Consider the following 15,276-nt stretch of genomic DNA (forward strand, 5'->3'; position numbering starts at 1 on the left):
GCCTCGCGGATCGCAGCCCTGCGGGTGTGCAGCGTCTCGGCGAGGCCCTGCGCCTCGGTGTCGGTGACGGTCTCGGCTGCGTGGGCCTGCCAGATGGTGCGCGACAGGTCGTCGAGCTGCGCGAGAGTCCGCGCGCCGTCGATCGCCGACCGCATAGTGGCGTGAAACATCGAACCCGGTCCCTTACGGGCCGCGGCTAGGGTCCAGGCAAAGCCTTCCCGTTGACGGAAACAGGTTCCGTCTTGACTCCCGGGGGGGAGCTATGGCTTGTGAGGGGAAGCGACTCGGCCCTCACAGGCCCTCGGAATTTTCAGCAGCCTCTTCCTTGCCGGGAAGGGGCTGTTGGCTTTTCAGGGTCTATCTCGCGGCGACGGTCTCCTGAATTTCCGGCTCTCGACTCGCCAAGACGGGTCCGGCCGGACTGCCCATGTCGGCTGGGCGGCACGGTTAAGTCAACGTTCGCATCTCAGTGGTCGACATCGATCAACCTCGACGTATGGTGCCGCGATAGCGGGCGGCGAGAGTGCCGGATCGCGTCTCGATCGCGATCGGACTGTGCATGCGCCTCTCGACCCTGCTCATCGGTCTATGTCTTGGAGCTGCGTTGCCTGGTATGGCGCTGGCTCAAACGGTTCAGAAACCTGCTCCTGTGACCGCCCCGGATCCGGCTCTGTTGAAGGTCGCCCGGGAGACGGTCGCGCAGATGCAGGGGGATCGGGCCGCAACGCTCAGCTCGATGGCAGCCCCGATGGTCGGCATGATGCAGCAGATCGGCATCAAGGAGCCCGACAAGGCCCAGGTGCTGGTCCAGGAGGTTGTGCTACCAACCCTGACCGCACACTACGATGAACTGCTCGACATCCAGGCTCGTGGCTTCGCCACGGTACTCGGCAAGGACGACCTGCAGGCGATCGCCGCGTTCTACGCGACGCCAGCCGGCAAGCGCCTTGCGGCTGCCCAGCCGCAGCTCGCTCAGATCCAGCTGACGGGCATGCAGCAGTGGATGCAGGCGGTAGCGCCCGAGATGCAGGGCAAGATCGTTAAGGCGGTTCAGGCCCATGGTTGGGCACCGGGCGGCCAAACGAAGCCGCATTGAGCCTCTGACGTCGCTGCTCTCTTCCACTCAGGCGCTTGTCATCGCCGTTTCGTCGGTGCGGCTGCCGCAGGCGTAGCAGAACCGCTCGAAGGTGCTCTTGCGGTGATCGCAGGCTGGGCATCGCTCGAACACGCCGATTCCGCAGTGCGGGCAGAAATTTGCGTCGGCGTTCGTTAGGTCGATCGGTCGCTCGCAGCCGGGGCAGACCTTCTTGGCGAGGCGCAGCAGGGCCTGGTCGGTCGCGATCTCGGTCCGCCGCTCCTCGTCGGGACGTGCCTCGGCGGCTCGTTGCCGCTCCTGGTAGGCTTGCAGGGCGTTGATCGCTGCTCGTCCGGCTACGAGCGTAATCACGACCCCGACGCCATACTGGACGTAGCCACCGTAGCTCGGCAGGTACGGCACCAACTCGACGAAAAATGCAAAGGCTGCCGCCAGTGCGAAGCCCCACACGAACGGCCAGTTGCGCGTGTGCCGCCGCTTCAGAAGCAGCCACCCGGCGAGCCCCAGCAGCGGCAGGGTCAACGCCAGGCGATAGCCGAAGACGCGCAGTTCGTGCCCGCTCTCGGCTGCGTCGAGCTTCCGCTGAGCCGCGTCGCGCTGCTCGCTATCGGTGACCTCCAGCTCGGTCTCCTTTTGTGAGAGGTCGAGATCTGTCTTGGCCAAGCCTTCCAGCTGTTCCTCGACGGTGCGTTCGGCTGCCTTGAGCCCGTCGAGCTGCTGCGTGCGGGCGACGAGCCCGGGATCCTGGTCGACGCGCTGCGTGACGTCGCGGGTCTTCAGCCAGTTGGCGAAAGTCTCGCGAGCTGCCTCAGAAGCGGAACGCGCCACGTCGAGGGCGAGCTGTGTCCGCTCCGTCTGCTGCTGGTTATCGCTCCTCGCGCGGCGGATCTGCTTTAGCGCCGCGGCGGCTGCATCCGATTGCCCGCCTTCGCGGAATTGGTCGAGTGTGTAGCGATGCTCGACCTGCGGCAGGTCGCCGACGACGAGCGACCCCAGTCCGATCAGGAAGCCAGCGAATGCGAAGGCGACCAGCCAGAGGAGGAAGGTGAACGAGCGCTCGGAACTCCTGGTACCTGATCTCAACCGACGATCCTCACCCGAGCTACCAGCGGATACCGAGGGGATGCCCGATGCGCCTCAAGGCAGTCTAGACCCGATTGCGGAGGCCACTCCTATCCGACATCCAGGGCCATGACCCGCTCCGAGCTTGTCGACCGCATCACCGTGCAGAACCCGCACCTCTTCGCGAAGGACGTAAATGCGATGGTCGACGTCATTCTCGACCGCATCACCGAAGCACTGGCCGCTGGCGATCGGGTTGAGCTGCGGGGCTTTGGGGGGCGTTCGAGGTCCGACGGCATGAAGCACGCATCGCCCGCAACCCGCGATCCGGCGGGATAGTCACCGTCAACGCCAAGGCGCTCGTTCCCATCAAGCCGGGACGCGCAATTCAAGCCCGACTCAATCGTGTCGAGGCCGATCCTGAGCGGGGAGCCAAGCGCCTCCTGCGGGTCGCCTGACTTTCAAGCGGAGATCTTCAGCTTCGCTCGCACCTGCTCGAAATGCGGCGGCTTCTCAATCCGCATTAGGGCGCCGATCGCCTCGTGGGTCGCGATCCAGCGCCAGATAAGGCACAGCAGCTTGTCTCCGACTGAGGCGAGCCCGCCTGAGCCATTTTCGTGCGACAAGCCCCAAAACAATCTAAGTTAATTCTGACAATCTTCCGAGCACTCTGAAACTTTCCGACGTTCACCCACGTCATAGCCGCAACAAGGGGGTGCCCACGGTCTTTCTGGAGCATCTAATGCGTGCTTTGATACTGATTATGATCGCGTTTATAGGATTTTCAGCGCCGGCGACGGCTCAGCATGCGCAACCGAGGAGAGACGTGTCCGGGAGCAAACCTGATATTACCAGCGACGAAAAAGCTGCAGAGACCAAGCAATTCATAGCTGAGGCGCAGGAACGACAGAAAGCGGTCGACAGGCATAACTCAGGTCTTTGGGATAGGTGGGTCTACGCTGTTTGCTTGGGCTGCGGATGGGCGCCAAAGAACGTTCGGATCATGCACACCAATCCTTCGCGCGTCCTAATCGGGATATCGGCCGCTGAAGATGATGCACGAGAGCCGGCGACCTATGCCTCACGACCTGAGCCCAATATCGAGCCTCTACCTGCTTATGAGGTCAAGCAGCGCCGTCCTGCACGCCGTGAACACGTTGCCTCTGCCAACTTACGGTAATGCGATCGGCTCGGACGCTGGTTCAACCGAGACCATCGGCAGCACCGTCCGGGGCGCCTCGGCCTCGCGGTCCTGATCGTTCCCGCACCGGATGCGCGAGCGGCACTCGTGAAGGGCGAAGTGATTAACTTGTCGACAACCATTCCTCACCGGAACAGTCCAGCTTGGCGGTCGTAGCCCCTGTGTCGTTGATCGGTACGGAGACCATCATGATGTCGCTCGGCGTGTTCTGTGTCGTCGCTGGTGTCAGCATGGCCGTCGGAGCCAGGTGGTCCGTTCGCTACCGCGCCATCCTAGAGACGTTCGGTGGCAGCCTATTTTTGGCAGGCCTGGGCTTGGCAGCCGCCGACCTGGCGCTCGTCTCCTGATCCGATCAGCCGAGGTTTTGCGCTCCCCGGTTTTGGGGATCGGGTTGGTGAGGAGCGTCGCACGCCCTTTGCTTGTTCGTCTGGGTCGGCAGTGGGATGGATCGCCGACCTCCGCGCCCGCCCGGGCTCCGCCCCCCAAGCCGCCAGGGCGGGCGTGGCTGCTAAAAACCGACTCGCAAAAACGGACACGGTGTCCGATTTGAAAAGCGAAACCGTTTCGTAGTTGGCCGACCGTCGACTGCCGTGTGGTGCAAAGGCTGCACCCCACCCGAGGCCTGAAGGGGGTGGTTATTCACCAACCCCTTACCGGCACAGCACCGGCATCAGTGGGATCGCCGGCACGCCACTGGCTGTCCGCGGGATCGGTCCCCGCCCCACCGTGATCAGGGTCCGCAGGCTGCAGGTGGCATTGTAGCCGTGACCGCCCATGTCGGCCGGGCGGCACGGCTAAGTCAACGCCAGGAGGGGGGGCGATCAGCGCAACCATGACCACCGGAGTTCCGACCGTCGCCGACCTGCGCAGGACAGGCGTCATCGCAAGCCGGGAGGTTGTCGCGGCGATTGATCTCTATCTGCGGGACCCGGCCGCCGGACCCTACCGGTTCGCCAGCGGTCACAGCATCGACGTCGCCGCGCTGGTGAACGCATCGCCGGCCTTCGCGATGGTGGAGCAGTCCGGACAGCGTGAGACCACATTTCGAACGGTGCTGGCGGCGGCCATCATGGCGGCGCGTCCGGCCCCACCATGATCTCTTTGGGTTGGAGAGCGGGAGCAGAAGCTCATACAGCGCCCGGTACATATCCCTTCACAGACCGTAAACAGGCAGACGATATCACAGACCTGTGAGCCTGAATTGGCGCAGGATCCGTGCGATGCCTCAGCTGCTGCAACGCTTCATCCGTGATGAGACCGGTGCTACCGCGATCGAGTACGGCATGATTGCTGCTCTGATCGCCGTTGTGATTATCGCCTCTCTCAGACTAGTGGGGTCGAGACTCGCCGCGAAGTTCACTGCCATCGCTGGCAACCTTAACTAATCGATGCAGCCGCCAGGCTTAACGAGCAGATTGCCCAACGGTACATCGACAAGCGATGCACAAGCTTCCCTCTACCAGCCTCTAACAGCGTCAGATGCTCGCTCAAACCGGCCCGCGCTTCTACCAAGTCAGCGTCTACATGCAGCGCCTTGAAACGCTGGGTTTGGTCGTCGGCATCGGCCGAACCGATCCATCCGCCGATAGCGTCGAGCACGACATCACCAATTCAGGGCGCGCCGAGCTGGAAGAGCGCTACGGGGCCACCGAGCCGCCGCGTAAGACCCTTGAGCCTTAGCGCTCGGCCCCGCCCCGATCTGCTCACGGGGCGGGGCCAGATCTGCGGCAGAGCCAATACGCAACGCGGCTCAGGGCCAGGATGCACGCCGCTGGTTATTGAGCCGTCGGCAAGCCAGCGCTGGAGCCGTCCCAGGTCGGGATCATTTCTGGTAAGCGCGCTCCGAAAGGCAAGCATCAAGGAAGGCCGAGAATGAGCGAGGAGGACTGCGAGTTCGAGCACTCTCCGCTGTCCGGGCCCGTCACGCGGGATGGCGAAACAGTCGAGGTCGAGATCTATCGCTTCCCAGGCACGCCGGAGTGCTGGCGCATGGAGGTTGTTCACACCTCCGGCTGCACCCGATGGGACACCACTTTCGCGACCGACGCGGAGGCTCGCACTGCGTTCGACACGATGGTCGACACTGTCGGTATAGCGTCGTTCGTCGGCAGTCGGCCCAAGACGCTGAACTGATTGCGGGCCCGCAGCAATGAAGAAGCCGCCGCGGCGAACCGGGCGGGCTGAGGTAGGTCTAGGCCTCAGGTTCAGCTGAACGCATCTGGTGCCGGCCGCTACAGCAAGAGCCAAGTTTCAGCGTGTCGAAGACGAAAAAGCCCGCGCCGGTGAACCGGGCGGGCGAGGTAAGGGAGGCGCCCCGAATGGCTTCCGGACGTCGAAGGCATTCCTCGCGTGGGATGGTTAACGAAACGCTAGCGCGCCGCGGTACGGTTGCGGTTCGATGAGCCCCGCGGCATCGGTGCCGCATGATCCGATCTAAGCTCGTCGCCCGCATCGCGGCGCAGAACCCGCACCTGTACGCACGAGAGATTGAGGCGGTGGTCAAAGCCATCCTCGACCGGATGACTAACGCACTGGCGGATGGCGACCGCGTGGAGCTGCGCGACTTCGGTACATTCGCGATACGGGACCGCGAAGCGCGGACCGGCCGCAATCCACGCTCAGGCCAGAGGGTCGTCGTAGCGGCCAAGCGGAGCGTACACTTCAAGCTGGGTAAGGCCATGCGGGCACGCTTCAACCTCGTGAAGATTGAGCTGGAGGATGAGGCGGAACGGCTGCTGCGCGCGTCCTAATTGCAAGGGTTGCTCGGCTCGAAGCTTCAGCATGCAACTGAATACAATATTTTAGGTTGGTGGCAGGACTGAGAGGCTCGGCAGTTCGCGACCGCTTCATAGGCGCATCGTCTGCTCGATGAAGCGGGATATGATGGCACTATCTAAGTCCCCCTTTGGCCCGCTGGCCCGCAGGTTAGGAGGTGCTGCACTCCTGCCAGTCGCAGCTGAACGCGCGATCCTTGGCTTACCTCTCATCATCCGGACGATCGAAGCCTCCCGGGATATCGTCTATGAAGGCAGCCCATCCGATCGCTGCTGCGTGATCCTCGACGGCTGGACGTGCTGCTATCAGCTCCTCGCGGATGGCCGGCGTCAGATCCTATCGTTCCATGTGCCCGGCGATTTGCCAGACCTGCAGAGCCTGCACCTACCGTCGTCAGATTTCGGCATGGCTGCGGTGACCCGGGCCAGCGTCGCCTTCGTGCCACATACCGAACTGCGGAAGCTGTCCGACCAGTCCCCTGCTATCGTCCAAGCTTTTTGGCGAGAAATTGTCGTGACCGCAGCAACCCACCGGGCCTGGATCACCAGCTTGGGACGACGCGATGCCCGTCAGAAGGTGGCCCACCTCTTCTGCGAGCTATACCTGCGCCTCGAAGCGGTCAGCCTCGCGGGTGATCACATCATGCCGATGCCGCTTCGGCAGAATGATCTCGCCGATGCGTTAGGGCTGACGTCCGTCCACATGAACCGGGTACTGAGGGACATGCGGACGGAAGGTCTGTTTGACCTGCGATCGCGCAGATTGGAGATCCAGGACTGGGCTGCTCTCGCCGCGGCCGCCGAGTTCAACCCACAATATCTGCACCTCAAAAATTAGCCTCCCGGCGATATCCGCTTCACGCACTCGGCTACGACGACGCTGATGATAGACGGCCTCCCCCGCCAGCCCGTGATCAGATCGGGGGGTGGGGCTATCTCAACCCATGTTGGGCAAGGCCGCTTCTGGCCGCATGGTCATGCTTGCCGTTCTCAGCGAGACCTTCCTCAAACGACATGTGGCGGACAACCCACCCTGAAGGGCAAGGACAAGTCTGGGGTAAGCGCGGGCTGGCGGAGGATGAGCGCGCGTCACAAACTACGAAGCAGCCAATCGAAATCAACTGGATATCCCAGGCCGTGGAGCATCTTCACTCGCTTCCACGACGATGTTCGAGCAGCCGTCTCTGTACGCCCCTCTTTGATTTCCGAAGCTTCCATACCCTGCAGCTCACTGGTCAACGCTTCGCGGAGGCCATCAGTTTTCAAGGCGCTGAGAGCAGCTGTGAACGCCTGCACAGCAACCTTTACCTGATCGCAAATCTGACGGGCAGTCAGTGAGCTCAATTCTGCTGACATCCTGAACCCCCCGAATAATTCTTGCTTGTCTATCGCGTCAACGAGCCGCGTAACGATCCCGTCCGTGCATTCGACAATTATAATAAAAATATTAGTTAATCCGTTAATCACTTTATAGTGGGCGCTATGAAAAGCCGACAACTAGTGGACTCTGCCCGCTGGAGGACATCACTCATCGCGCCCCCGAGCCGCGTCGCGTACCGGCTCTGCGAACGCTGCTGAAATCAGCCTTCGATTGGCGTCGACGAGGAAGGCCCGTACCGCACTTCAAGCTCGGCACGGCCCAGGTCGGTGATCTCGTACTCTACGCTGTCGGCTGCCGGATCCGATCGGCCGGTGGACACGACCAGCCCAAGGGTCTCCAGCCGTCGCATGTAGACGGAGACTTGGTAGAAGCGCGGCCCCAGCGTCGAGAGGGATCGCAGGCGAGAGAGACTGTTGGGCGCGAGCTTGTGCATCGTCCACCAGTGTACCTACCGACGGTTGCGTCGCCAGAACGCCCGGCGCTCCCCTGCCCCGTGAGCAGATCGGAGGCTACGACAAGCCGCTCCAGCCCTGGCAAGGGTTACTACTCAGCCAGACTGGCGCGATCGGCTCTATGCCCGCCGGCGGTCCAACCGTGACAACTTAACCACCGCTTCCGGCGGCCCATTCAGACCCAGTCGAAGGCCTCGAATAAAGCTTTGAGGCTCTTCAACTCGGTGATGGAAATGCCGACGCGATGACCGTTTTCCAGCCGCAGCGTCACATCTGGCTTGAGCCACATTCGCTCCAGTGCCGAGGACCGCGCGTGCAGCGTGCCGTGAGCGATAACGCGCTCGGGCGAGCCCCCCAGTAGCAGCTCATAGGAGACCTTGGTCGGCTTGGTCCCTGCAGCGAGGACCATGCCTTTCCCAACCATGATCTTTGGTAACCCAGTACGCGCGGCGGTGTGAAGGAAGCGAGCCTGAGCTGTCATCGCAGATCGTGCATCCACCCCAGAGAAGCGGCTGAGCTAAGACAGAAACCATATCCGCATTGTGGCGTCCATCGTTGCCAAATCCTCCCGCAGGTGTCTGCCATATTATCCCGTAAGTGCTTGATAAGAAGATGCTTTTGTGACCTTGGCGCCACGGCGTCCGCCAATCAAGTCATGCTCGCGCTGTGAAGGAAGAATAACGGGCCGTTGCCTCTTGTGGTTAAGCCTGGGTCACGCATGAGTGATGAGATGCAGCCGACGAGAAGCGGCGCGCCTTGGAACTTGGGTTGGGGGAAGACATGCGGGCCCTTCGTGGCAGCCTGATCGCGTCCGTGGCGTTGCTGCCCGGTATCGCTCATGCACAGCAGGCAGTAACACTCGGCGAGATCAGCGTCGTCTCGACGTCACCGGTCGGCGCCGGCGGCGGCAATTCAAGTCCCGCGCAAAACCTGAACACCCTCGGTCAGACAGTACCAACTGCACCCGCCGGGCCGGTCCGCCTGCGTGGTTCCGAACAGCCGCTCAACAAAATCCCGAGCACCGTCGAGACGATCACCCCGCGGCAGATTGATGTCGACCGCGGTACTGACAACATCATCGCGACATTTGCCCGAGAGACCCCCGGCATCAACCTGTCGGACTCACAGGGCAACTCGAACCGGGTAGATGTCACCTATCGCGGCTTCACCGCCTCGTCCGTGCAGGGGGTGCCGCAGGGGCTCGCCGTCTACCAGAACGGCATCCGCATCAACGAGGCTTTCGGCGACGTCGTCAATTTCGACCTGATCCCACCTCAGGCAGTCCAGCGCATCGACGTGGTCACCGGTAACCCAGCGTTCGGCCTCAACGCCATCGGCGGCGCAATCAACATCCAGATGAAGAACGGTTTCACCTGGCAGGGCACCGAGATCACCGCTTTCGGGGGATCCGACGGGCGTGTGGCTGGCAACCTCCAGTACGGCAAAATCTCGGATAACTGGAGCTTCTACTTCACCGGCGACGGGCTGAACGACCGCGGCTGGCGATACGAGAACCCGAGCACGATCGGGCGGCTCTACGCGGATCTGGGCTACCGCTCGCAGGACTCGGAATTTCACCTGATCGGGCTCGCTGCCCGCAGCTTCTACGGCGCGGCGGCCGCGACGCCGGTGGACTTCACGCACCGCGACCCCCGGGCAATCTTCACCTTCCCGCAGACGCAGACAACGCAGGTTGGCACGATCCAACTGACCGGCCGGGTCGACATCTCGCCGACTTGGGACCTCGCCGGCAACGCGTATTTCCGTCGCTTCAGCGAGCGCTACGTCGATGGCAACGACGGCAACTTCGAGAATTGCAGCTCGCGCTCCAGCTTCCGTGGCTCCCTGTGCTACGAGGATGACGGCTTCAGCCCGTCCGCCGGCCAGTCGCAAAACGCGTTCCGCAACCAGTTCCTGCTGCTAGGCCAGCAGAACCAGCGCATCCCATTCCGCTCCGGCATTCCCTACGGCACGATCGATACGACCCTGACCGAAGCGACCGGCTATGGTGGCTCGCTGCAGGCGGCCAACCGTGACCGCATCTTCGGCCTCCCCAACACCTTCGTGATCGGCGGCAGCGTCGATGCGGCCGATTTTTCGTTCAAGTCGCAGAGCCAACTCGGAGTAATCAACCCGAACCTTGGGATCACCGTCGATCCGAACAACCCCTACTACGGCACCATCCCCGGCCTCGGCACGGAGATGATCCGCACCCTTGGCGCGCTCGGCATTGCGCCGAGTTCGGTCAACGGCTCCAACCTGTATCTCGGCCTCTATGCCACCGACACGCTTGACGTGACTGACCGCCTGTCGCTCACCGCCGGCTTCCGCTTGAACTACGCGCATATTCGCTCAGTCGATCAGACCGGCTTCTCGCCGGACGTGACGGGCACGCACGAGTTCACCAAGGTCAACCCGCTGGCGGGCCTAACCTACCGGTTCGACCCGGCGCTCAACCTGTACGGCAGCTACTCGGAGTCGAACCGCGCGCCGACCCCGCTTGAGTTGGCCTGCGCCAACCCGGACCGGCCGTGCCTGCTGCCGAACTCTCTGGTAGCCGACCCGCCGCTCAAGCAGGTCACCGGCCAGACCTACGAGGTCGGCTTCCGCGGCGTCATCCCGAACTTCCTCTCGGGCGGAAACCTGACCTATAAGGCCGGCGTCTTCCGAACCGACCTGAAGAACGACATCATCCAGATCGCCGTCGCGGGGAATGCGGCGCGCGCCTACTACACCAACGTGCCAGCGACACAGCGTCAGGGCATCGAGGTCAGCGCTGAGTACGTCGTCAATCCGGACCTGCTCGTCTACGCCAACTACGCGCTGATCGACGCCACTTACCAGTTCAACCAGACACTGTCGTCGCCGAACAACCCTCTGTCCGATGACGGCGCGATCTTCGTCAAGAAGGGCAACAAGATCCCGCTAATCCCTGATCATCAGATCAAGGCTGGGTTCGAGTACAATATCACTCCGAATTGGCGTTTCGGGCTCAACGTCTCGGCCTTTTCGTCGTCCTACTTCCGCGGCGACGACTCGAACCTCAACCGCAAGCTGCCGGCCTACTACGTGATGAATTTCACGACGAAGTATCAGGTCACCAAGAACCTGGAGATCTTCGGACTGATCACCAACCTAACTAACAACCGCTACGCCACGTTCGGCACCTTTGCCGAGACCGGCGCGGTGGCCGGAAACCTGTCGATCAACGACCCGCGGACGACGACCCTGGCCCAACCGCTCTCAGTCTACGCTGGCCTAACCTACCGCTTCGGTGCCGATCCGGTGCCGATGGCACCGGAGCCGATTATCCGGAAGTACTGACCCCCAACCCGGTACGACGGAGACTGAAGGAGCCGCCTCGTGCGGCTCCTTTTTTGTTTATGGCCGGCTGGCTCTGGCTCAGCTCTGGGAGACGAGCGCGCCTTTGGCTCCTAAAGCAGCATTAACCCGCTGAGGAAGCGTCGGGATGCTCACAAACTCGATGACCAAGCTGATCCAGGACCGCTGGCACTCGGATTGTACGTTTTCCGGACACACGAGCGAGAGCCTGCTGCGTAAGATCCGGTGCGCTGCGGTCTCAGAAGCAGTCCAGAAGAAGGCTCGGTACGAGCTGAATATTCGCGCTCAGGTGGAAATTCCGACTTTAGGCCTTGCTCAATTGGGATAGCTTTTCATTCATCCCTGGACCGTGCCGTCAGCCGCCACGCTTCTCCAAGGTCACATGATCAGCGTCTTGATCAGGGGTCATTCCGCCGCCTCACCCGACCACCATCCACGGCAATCTCTCGGCAACCGCTCCTCATCTCGCCTGTTATTGGACACACTCAGAAACAGAAGCGGCTAATGAAATCCAAGGCGCTTTTCCCCCTGATCCTTGCGGCGGCGTTCGCCTTCGCGGGCCCGGTACTGGCGAAGGACGACAAGCCGGGCCCCGACTGGATCCCGGCCGATCAAGTCAAGCAGAAGCTCATGGATGTGGGCTATTCCAGCATCACCGAACTGGAGGCCGACGACGGTCACTGGGAAGGCAAAGGCGTGAAGAACGGCGTGAAGATGGAGTTTCACGTCGATCCCAAGACCGGCGCCATCACCAAGGAGAAGCCCGATAAGGATTGACCCAACGGTCGTCACCGATCGGCCCCGGATCGAGGCAGGTCGGTGACGAAGCGGGCGAAGCGCACGGCCTACCTGATTGCCGTACATCAGAGGCGCGAGACCGTCCGCGTCTACGCCGTGCTTGCCCAATCCGCGGCGGCGGCTCTCACGCTAGTAGGCGACTTGGCGACCGAGGACATGCAGGTCGAGATGGTGGGCTCGCTCGGACACGACATCACCCGCCGCCTCGGCCTCAAGCCCGACGAGATGCGGCTCGTGTAGTGCCGCAAGGCGTAGCTGCCTGACGGAAATGGTGTATGCCATCGGCACCACGTCGCGCCGCCCGGTTAGCGCCTTGTCCGTCCCCGAAGCCGTCCACGATCCTGCCCGCCTCGACGCGCTGGCAGCGTATGGGATCCTCGATACCCCGGCCGAGCCCGGCTTCAACGGTATCGTGCAGCTCGCCTGCCAGCTCTGCAACGTGCCGGTGGCGCTGGTCAGCTTGGTGGCCGGGGATCGCCAGTGGTTCAAGGCACGGGTCGGTTTCCCGCCGTGTGAGACCGACCTCAACAGCTCGGTATGCGCCCATGCCCTGGCGCAGCCCGACGTGCTGCTGATCATCCCCGACTTAACCACTGACCCGCGCACGGCGCAGAACCCGCTGGTTACCGGCGAGCCGTTCATCCGGTTCTACGCTGGCGCGCAGCTGCGCACGTCCAACGGGATGGTGCTCGGCAGCCTGTGCGTGATCGACCGGGCGCCGCGCCCGGCTGGCCTGACTGAGGCCCAACAGAACGGCCTGCGCCTTCTGGCTGAGCAGGTGATGAGCCAGATGGAGCTGCGCCGCGCGGTGACCGCCCGCGACATCCTGCGCGTGGACGAGGCTCAGGCGTTCCGCGCCCGGGAAGCGTTCCGCGACACCCAGGCGGCGATCGTGGCTGCCGGGGACGACCTCGCGACCGTCCTGCGTGCCGTGGTCGACGGTGCCATGAGGGCGGTGCCGGCGGCCGATGGCGGTGTGGTCGAACTGCTGGTCGGCGACGAGTTGGAATACCGCGCGGTACGCGGCTCGCTCGTGAGCCACCAGGGCATCCGTGTGCCACTCAACGGCAGCGGGTCTGGCCACTGCGTCCAGACTCGCGCCCCCTACCTGATGACGGACGCCGGCACCGATCCGTTCGTCAAACGCGACTTGGCTCAGCGGTTGGACCAGCGTTCGGCGATCTTCGCGCCGATCCTGCGCGGCGACACTGTGCTGGGCGTGGTCAAGCTGCAGGCGGCGGTGCCGTTCGCGTTCAGCGAGCGCGACCTTGAGCAGATCGGCCTGTTCGCCGGGGCGGCCACCGCCGGGCTGTCCGAAGCCGATGCCCGCGCGGAGAGCCGCGCGAAGGACATCTACTGGCGCGGCCTGTTTGATAGGCTGAGCGAAGGCTTTCAGATCGCCGAGGTGATCCGCGATGAGACCGGCCGGATGACGGATTTCCGCATGGTCGAGATCAACCCGGCCTGGAGTAACCAGATCGGGCTATCGGCGGACCAAGCGCTCGGTCAGACAGCACGTCACCTATTCAGCGACGCGGCCGAGGAGTGGATCAACACTTTCGCTGCGGTGGTCGAGACTGGTCAGCCGTGGGCGTTCACGCAGCAGTTCAACCCGAACGGGCGCTGGTACGAGGGGCGGGCGTTCAAGCTCGACGATGATCGTTTCGGGGTGATCTTCCTCGACGTGACCTTGCGCGTGGACGCTGAGGCCCGCCGCATGGCGCTGCTGGTCTTGGGTGACCGCCTGCGCGACTTGACCACCACCGGGGAGATGACCCTGGCGGCGGCCGAGATCGTCGGCCGCACCCTGCGGGCGACCCGGGCCGGCTTCGGACGGATCGAGGGCGACGTGGAGGCGATCAACATCGAGATGGACTGGACCGCGCCAGGGCAGGCGAGCATCGCCGGCCAACACGTCTTCGACGACTACGGCGACATTCGCGGTCACCTGCGGCGCGGCGAGCCGTTGGTGATCAACGACGTGACCGCCGACCCGCGCACCGCGGCCGACCCCACCGCGATGCAGGCGATCGGCATCGGTGCGTTGGTCAACATGCCGGTGCGCGACAAGGGGCGCACGGTGGCGGTGTTCATCGCCCACGACGTCAATCCTCGCATCTGGACCGCCGAGGAGTTGGCGTTCTTGCGCAACGTGGCCGACCGGGTCGAGGTCGGCGTGGCGCGGGTGCGCGCCGAGGAGCTACAGGGGGTGCTCAACACGGAACTGGCCCACCGCCTGAAGAACACTCTCGCTGTCGTGCAGTCGATCGCCAGCTCGACCCTGCGCGGGGTTACTGAGCGGGCGCTGGTTGAGTCGTTCGAGCGCCGGGTGCTCGCGCTGTCGCGCGCTCACGACGTGCTGATGCAGAAAAGTTGGACCGCTGCCCGGATGCGGGCGGTGATGGAGAGTGTTCTGGTGATGCAGGCCGATCTGGACCGCTTCGCTCTCGATGGGCCAGACCTCGACATTTCCCCGCAGGCGGCACTGTCGCTCTCGCTGCTCCTCCACGAATTGGCGACCAACGCCCTCAAGTACGGCGCCCTGTCGGCTGGCACCGGGAAGGTGCGGATCGCCTGGCGTACCGAGGAGGGTCAGGCCCCGACCCTGGTCCTCGACTGGACCGAGAGTGGCGGTCCGACGGTGACGCCGCCGAGCAATCGGGGCGGGTTCGGTTCCAAACTGATCCGCATGGGCCTGGTGGGAACGCGCGCTGCCAGCCTCCGTTACGACCCTGTGGGTTTGCAGGCCGAGTTCCGCGCCCCGCTCGCGGAAGTCCAGGTCCAGGTCCACTGATTTCGATGGCGCAATCCAAGGCCCCGTTGCCGCCCTATGTGCTGGTCGTTGAAGACGACCCCATCTTGATGTTCGCATTGGTCGAGTTCGTGGAGGATGCCGGCTGCGAAGCAGTGGAGGCCACCAGCGTGGTCGAGGCGATCCAGATCCTGGAAACCCGCGCCGACATCCGCACGGTGTTCACCGACCTCGACATGCGCGGTTCGACAGTCGGCATGCAGCTCGCGTTGACCATCCGCGACCGCTGGCCGCCAATCGAGCTGGTGTTGGTGTCCTCCCAGCCCTGGGACGCATCGCAGATGCCCGATCGTGGGATCCTGCTCGGCAAGCCGTTCGATCGGCGCAGGATCGTCGCCGCGATCCAGAAGGTCGCCCA

General features: G+C 63.4%; 17 protein-coding genes and 1 pseudogene. 14 read left to right on the forward strand and 4 right to left on the reverse strand.

What is annotated here, in order from left to right; translation table 11 throughout:
* Window positions 1–649 precede the first annotated feature (649 nt).
* Window positions 650–1,096: a DUF2059 domain-containing protein gene (locus OXS49_RS29070; protein WP_267428140.1), complete on the forward strand. Its 447-nt coding sequence runs from the start codon at window positions 650–652 to the stop codon at window positions 1,094–1,096.
* Between the two features lie 27 nt (window positions 1,097–1,123).
* Here the strand turns inward: OXS49_RS29070 and OXS49_RS29075 are convergent, their stop codons facing one another.
* Entirely contained in the window at window positions 1,124–2,179 is a 1,056-nt protein-coding gene (locus OXS49_RS29075) for a zinc ribbon domain-containing protein (RefSeq protein ID WP_267428141.1), read from the reverse strand.
* Window positions 2,180–2,287: 108 nt separating this feature from the next.
* Between OXS49_RS29075 and OXS49_RS29080 the strand changes: the two are divergent.
* The 8 genes and pseudogenes from OXS49_RS29080 to OXS49_RS29115 all read left to right on the forward strand — a co-directional run bounded on the left by OXS49_RS29080 (window position 2,288) and on the right by OXS49_RS29115 (window position 6,971).
* Window positions 2,288–2,616, forward strand: a pseudogene (locus OXS49_RS29080) (HU family DNA-binding protein).
* A 931-nt stretch (window positions 2,617–3,547) separates the two neighbouring features.
* The gene (locus tag OXS49_RS29085) at window positions 3,548–3,706 is read left to right on the forward strand and encodes a hypothetical protein (protein ID WP_267428142.1); all 159 of its coding nucleotides are present in this window, start codon (window positions 3,548–3,550) and stop codon (window positions 3,704–3,706) included.
* A gap of 485 nt (window positions 3,707–4,191) precedes the next feature.
* Window positions 4,192–4,455: a hypothetical protein gene (locus OXS49_RS29090; RefSeq protein ID WP_267428143.1), complete on the forward strand. Its 264-nt coding sequence runs from the start codon at window positions 4,192–4,194 to the stop codon at window positions 4,453–4,455.
* A gap of 124 nt (window positions 4,456–4,579) precedes the next feature.
* Complete coding sequence (locus tag OXS49_RS29095; protein WP_267428144.1) at window positions 4,580–4,744, forward strand: Flp family type IVb pilin; 165 nt, start codon at window positions 4,580–4,582, stop codon at window positions 4,742–4,744.
* Window positions 4,745–4,838: 94 nt separating this feature from the next.
* Window positions 4,839–5,039 carry a hypothetical protein gene (locus OXS49_RS29100; RefSeq protein ID WP_267428145.1) on the forward strand — a complete coding sequence of 67 codons (201 nt, stop codon included), beginning with the start codon at window positions 4,839–4,841 and terminating at the stop codon, window positions 5,037–5,039.
* Window positions 5,040–5,231: 192 nt separating this feature from the next.
* Window positions 5,232–5,492, forward strand: a complete 261-nt coding sequence (locus OXS49_RS29105; protein WP_267428146.1) for a hypothetical protein — start codon at window positions 5,232–5,234, stop codon at window positions 5,490–5,492.
* Between the two features lie 290 nt (window positions 5,493–5,782).
* The gene (locus tag OXS49_RS29110) at window positions 5,783–6,109 is read left to right on the forward strand and encodes an integration host factor subunit beta (protein WP_267428147.1); all 327 of its coding nucleotides are present in this window, start codon (window positions 5,783–5,785) and stop codon (window positions 6,107–6,109) included.
* A gap of 130 nt (window positions 6,110–6,239) precedes the next feature.
* Window positions 6,240–6,971, forward strand: coding sequence for a Crp/Fnr family transcriptional regulator (locus tag OXS49_RS29115; RefSeq protein ID WP_267428148.1), 732 nt, complete (start codon window positions 6,240–6,242; stop codon window positions 6,969–6,971).
* A 251-nt stretch (window positions 6,972–7,222) separates the two neighbouring features.
* Here the strand turns inward: OXS49_RS29115 and OXS49_RS29120 are convergent, their stop codons facing one another.
* From OXS49_RS29120 to OXS49_RS29130, 3 genes are all read right to left on the reverse strand, one after another.
* Window positions 7,223–7,630 carry a hypothetical protein gene (locus tag OXS49_RS29120; protein WP_267428149.1) on the reverse strand — a complete coding sequence of 136 codons (408 nt, stop codon included), beginning with the start codon at window positions 7,628–7,630 and terminating at the stop codon, window positions 7,223–7,225.
* An 83-nt stretch (window positions 7,631–7,713) separates the two neighbouring features.
* Window positions 7,714–7,947, reverse strand: a complete 234-nt coding sequence (locus OXS49_RS29125; protein ID WP_267428150.1) for a hypothetical protein — start codon at window positions 7,945–7,947, stop codon at window positions 7,714–7,716.
* 194 nt (window positions 7,948–8,141) lie between these two features.
* Window positions 8,142–8,447, reverse strand: a complete 306-nt coding sequence (locus tag OXS49_RS29130; protein ID WP_267428151.1) for a hypothetical protein — start codon at window positions 8,445–8,447, stop codon at window positions 8,142–8,144.
* Window positions 8,448–8,746: 299 nt separating this feature from the next.
* Between OXS49_RS29130 and OXS49_RS29135 the strand changes: the two genes are divergently transcribed.
* From OXS49_RS29135 to OXS49_RS29155, 5 genes are all read left to right on the forward strand, one after another.
* Window positions 8,747–11,290 (forward strand): TonB-dependent receptor, encoded by a 2,544-nt coding sequence (locus OXS49_RS29135; RefSeq protein WP_267428152.1) that lies wholly within the window; start codon window positions 8,747–8,749, stop codon window positions 11,288–11,290.
* 522 nt (window positions 11,291–11,812) lie between these two features.
* Window positions 11,813–12,085, forward strand: a complete 273-nt coding sequence (locus tag OXS49_RS29140; protein WP_267428153.1) for a PepSY domain-containing protein — start codon at window positions 11,813–11,815, stop codon at window positions 12,083–12,085.
* Window positions 12,086–12,127: 42 nt separating this feature from the next.
* Window positions 12,128–12,346, forward strand: coding sequence for a hypothetical protein (locus OXS49_RS29145; RefSeq protein WP_267428154.1), 219 nt, complete (start codon window positions 12,128–12,130; stop codon window positions 12,344–12,346).
* A gap of 73 nt (window positions 12,347–12,419) precedes the next feature.
* The gene (locus OXS49_RS29150; RefSeq protein WP_267428155.1) at window positions 12,420–14,900 is read left to right on the forward strand and encodes a GAF domain-containing protein; all 2,481 of its coding nucleotides are present in this window, start codon (window positions 12,420–12,422) and stop codon (window positions 14,898–14,900) included.
* A 68-nt stretch (window positions 14,901–14,968) separates the two neighbouring features.
* On the forward strand, window positions 14,969–15,276 hold a 308-nt coding region (locus OXS49_RS29155), incomplete at its 3' end, for a response regulator (RefSeq protein ID WP_267428156.1).

Origin of the sequence: Methylobacterium sp. GC_Met_2 (genome assembly GCF_026540795.1) — a bacterium.
In the GTDB taxonomy this organism is placed as follows: domain Bacteria; phylum Pseudomonadota; class Alphaproteobacteria; order Rhizobiales; family Beijerinckiaceae; genus Methylobacterium.

Bases quoted from the DNA above. Each gene is read 5' to 3' on its own strand.
- OXS49_RS29085 (WP_267428142.1), top strand. From the start codon at position 3,548: ATGATGTCGCTCGGCGTGTTCTGTGTCGTCGCTGGTGTCAGCATGGCC.
- OXS49_RS29090 (WP_267428143.1), top strand. From the start codon at position 4,192: ATGACCACCGGAGTTCCGACCGTCGCCGACCTGCGCAGGACAGGCGTC.
- OXS49_RS29095 (WP_267428144.1), top strand. From the start codon at position 4,580: ATGCCTCAGCTGCTGCAACGCTTCATCCGTGATGAGACCGGTGCTACC.
- OXS49_RS29100 (WP_267428145.1), top strand. From the start codon at position 4,839: ATGCTCGCTCAAACCGGCCCGCGCTTCTACCAAGTCAGCGTCTACATG.
- OXS49_RS29105 (WP_267428146.1), top strand. From the start codon at position 5,232: ATGAGCGAGGAGGACTGCGAGTTCGAGCACTCTCCGCTGTCCGGGCCC.
- OXS49_RS29110 (WP_267428147.1), top strand. From the start codon at position 5,783: ATGATCCGATCTAAGCTCGTCGCCCGCATCGCGGCGCAGAACCCGCAC.
- OXS49_RS29115 (WP_267428148.1), top strand. From the start codon at position 6,240: ATGATGGCACTATCTAAGTCCCCCTTTGGCCCGCTGGCCCGCAGGTTA.
- OXS49_RS29125 (WP_267428150.1), bottom strand. From the start codon at position 7,947: ATGCACAAGCTCGCGCCCAACAGTCTCTCTCGCCTGCGATCCCTCTCG.
- OXS49_RS29130 (WP_267428151.1), bottom strand. From the start codon at position 8,447: ATGACAGCTCAGGCTCGCTTCCTTCACACCGCCGCGCGTACTGGGTTA.
- OXS49_RS29135 (WP_267428152.1), top strand. From the start codon at position 8,747: ATGCGGGCCCTTCGTGGCAGCCTGATCGCGTCCGTGGCGTTGCTGCCC.
- OXS49_RS29140 (WP_267428153.1), top strand. From the start codon at position 11,813: ATGAAATCCAAGGCGCTTTTCCCCCTGATCCTTGCGGCGGCGTTCGCC.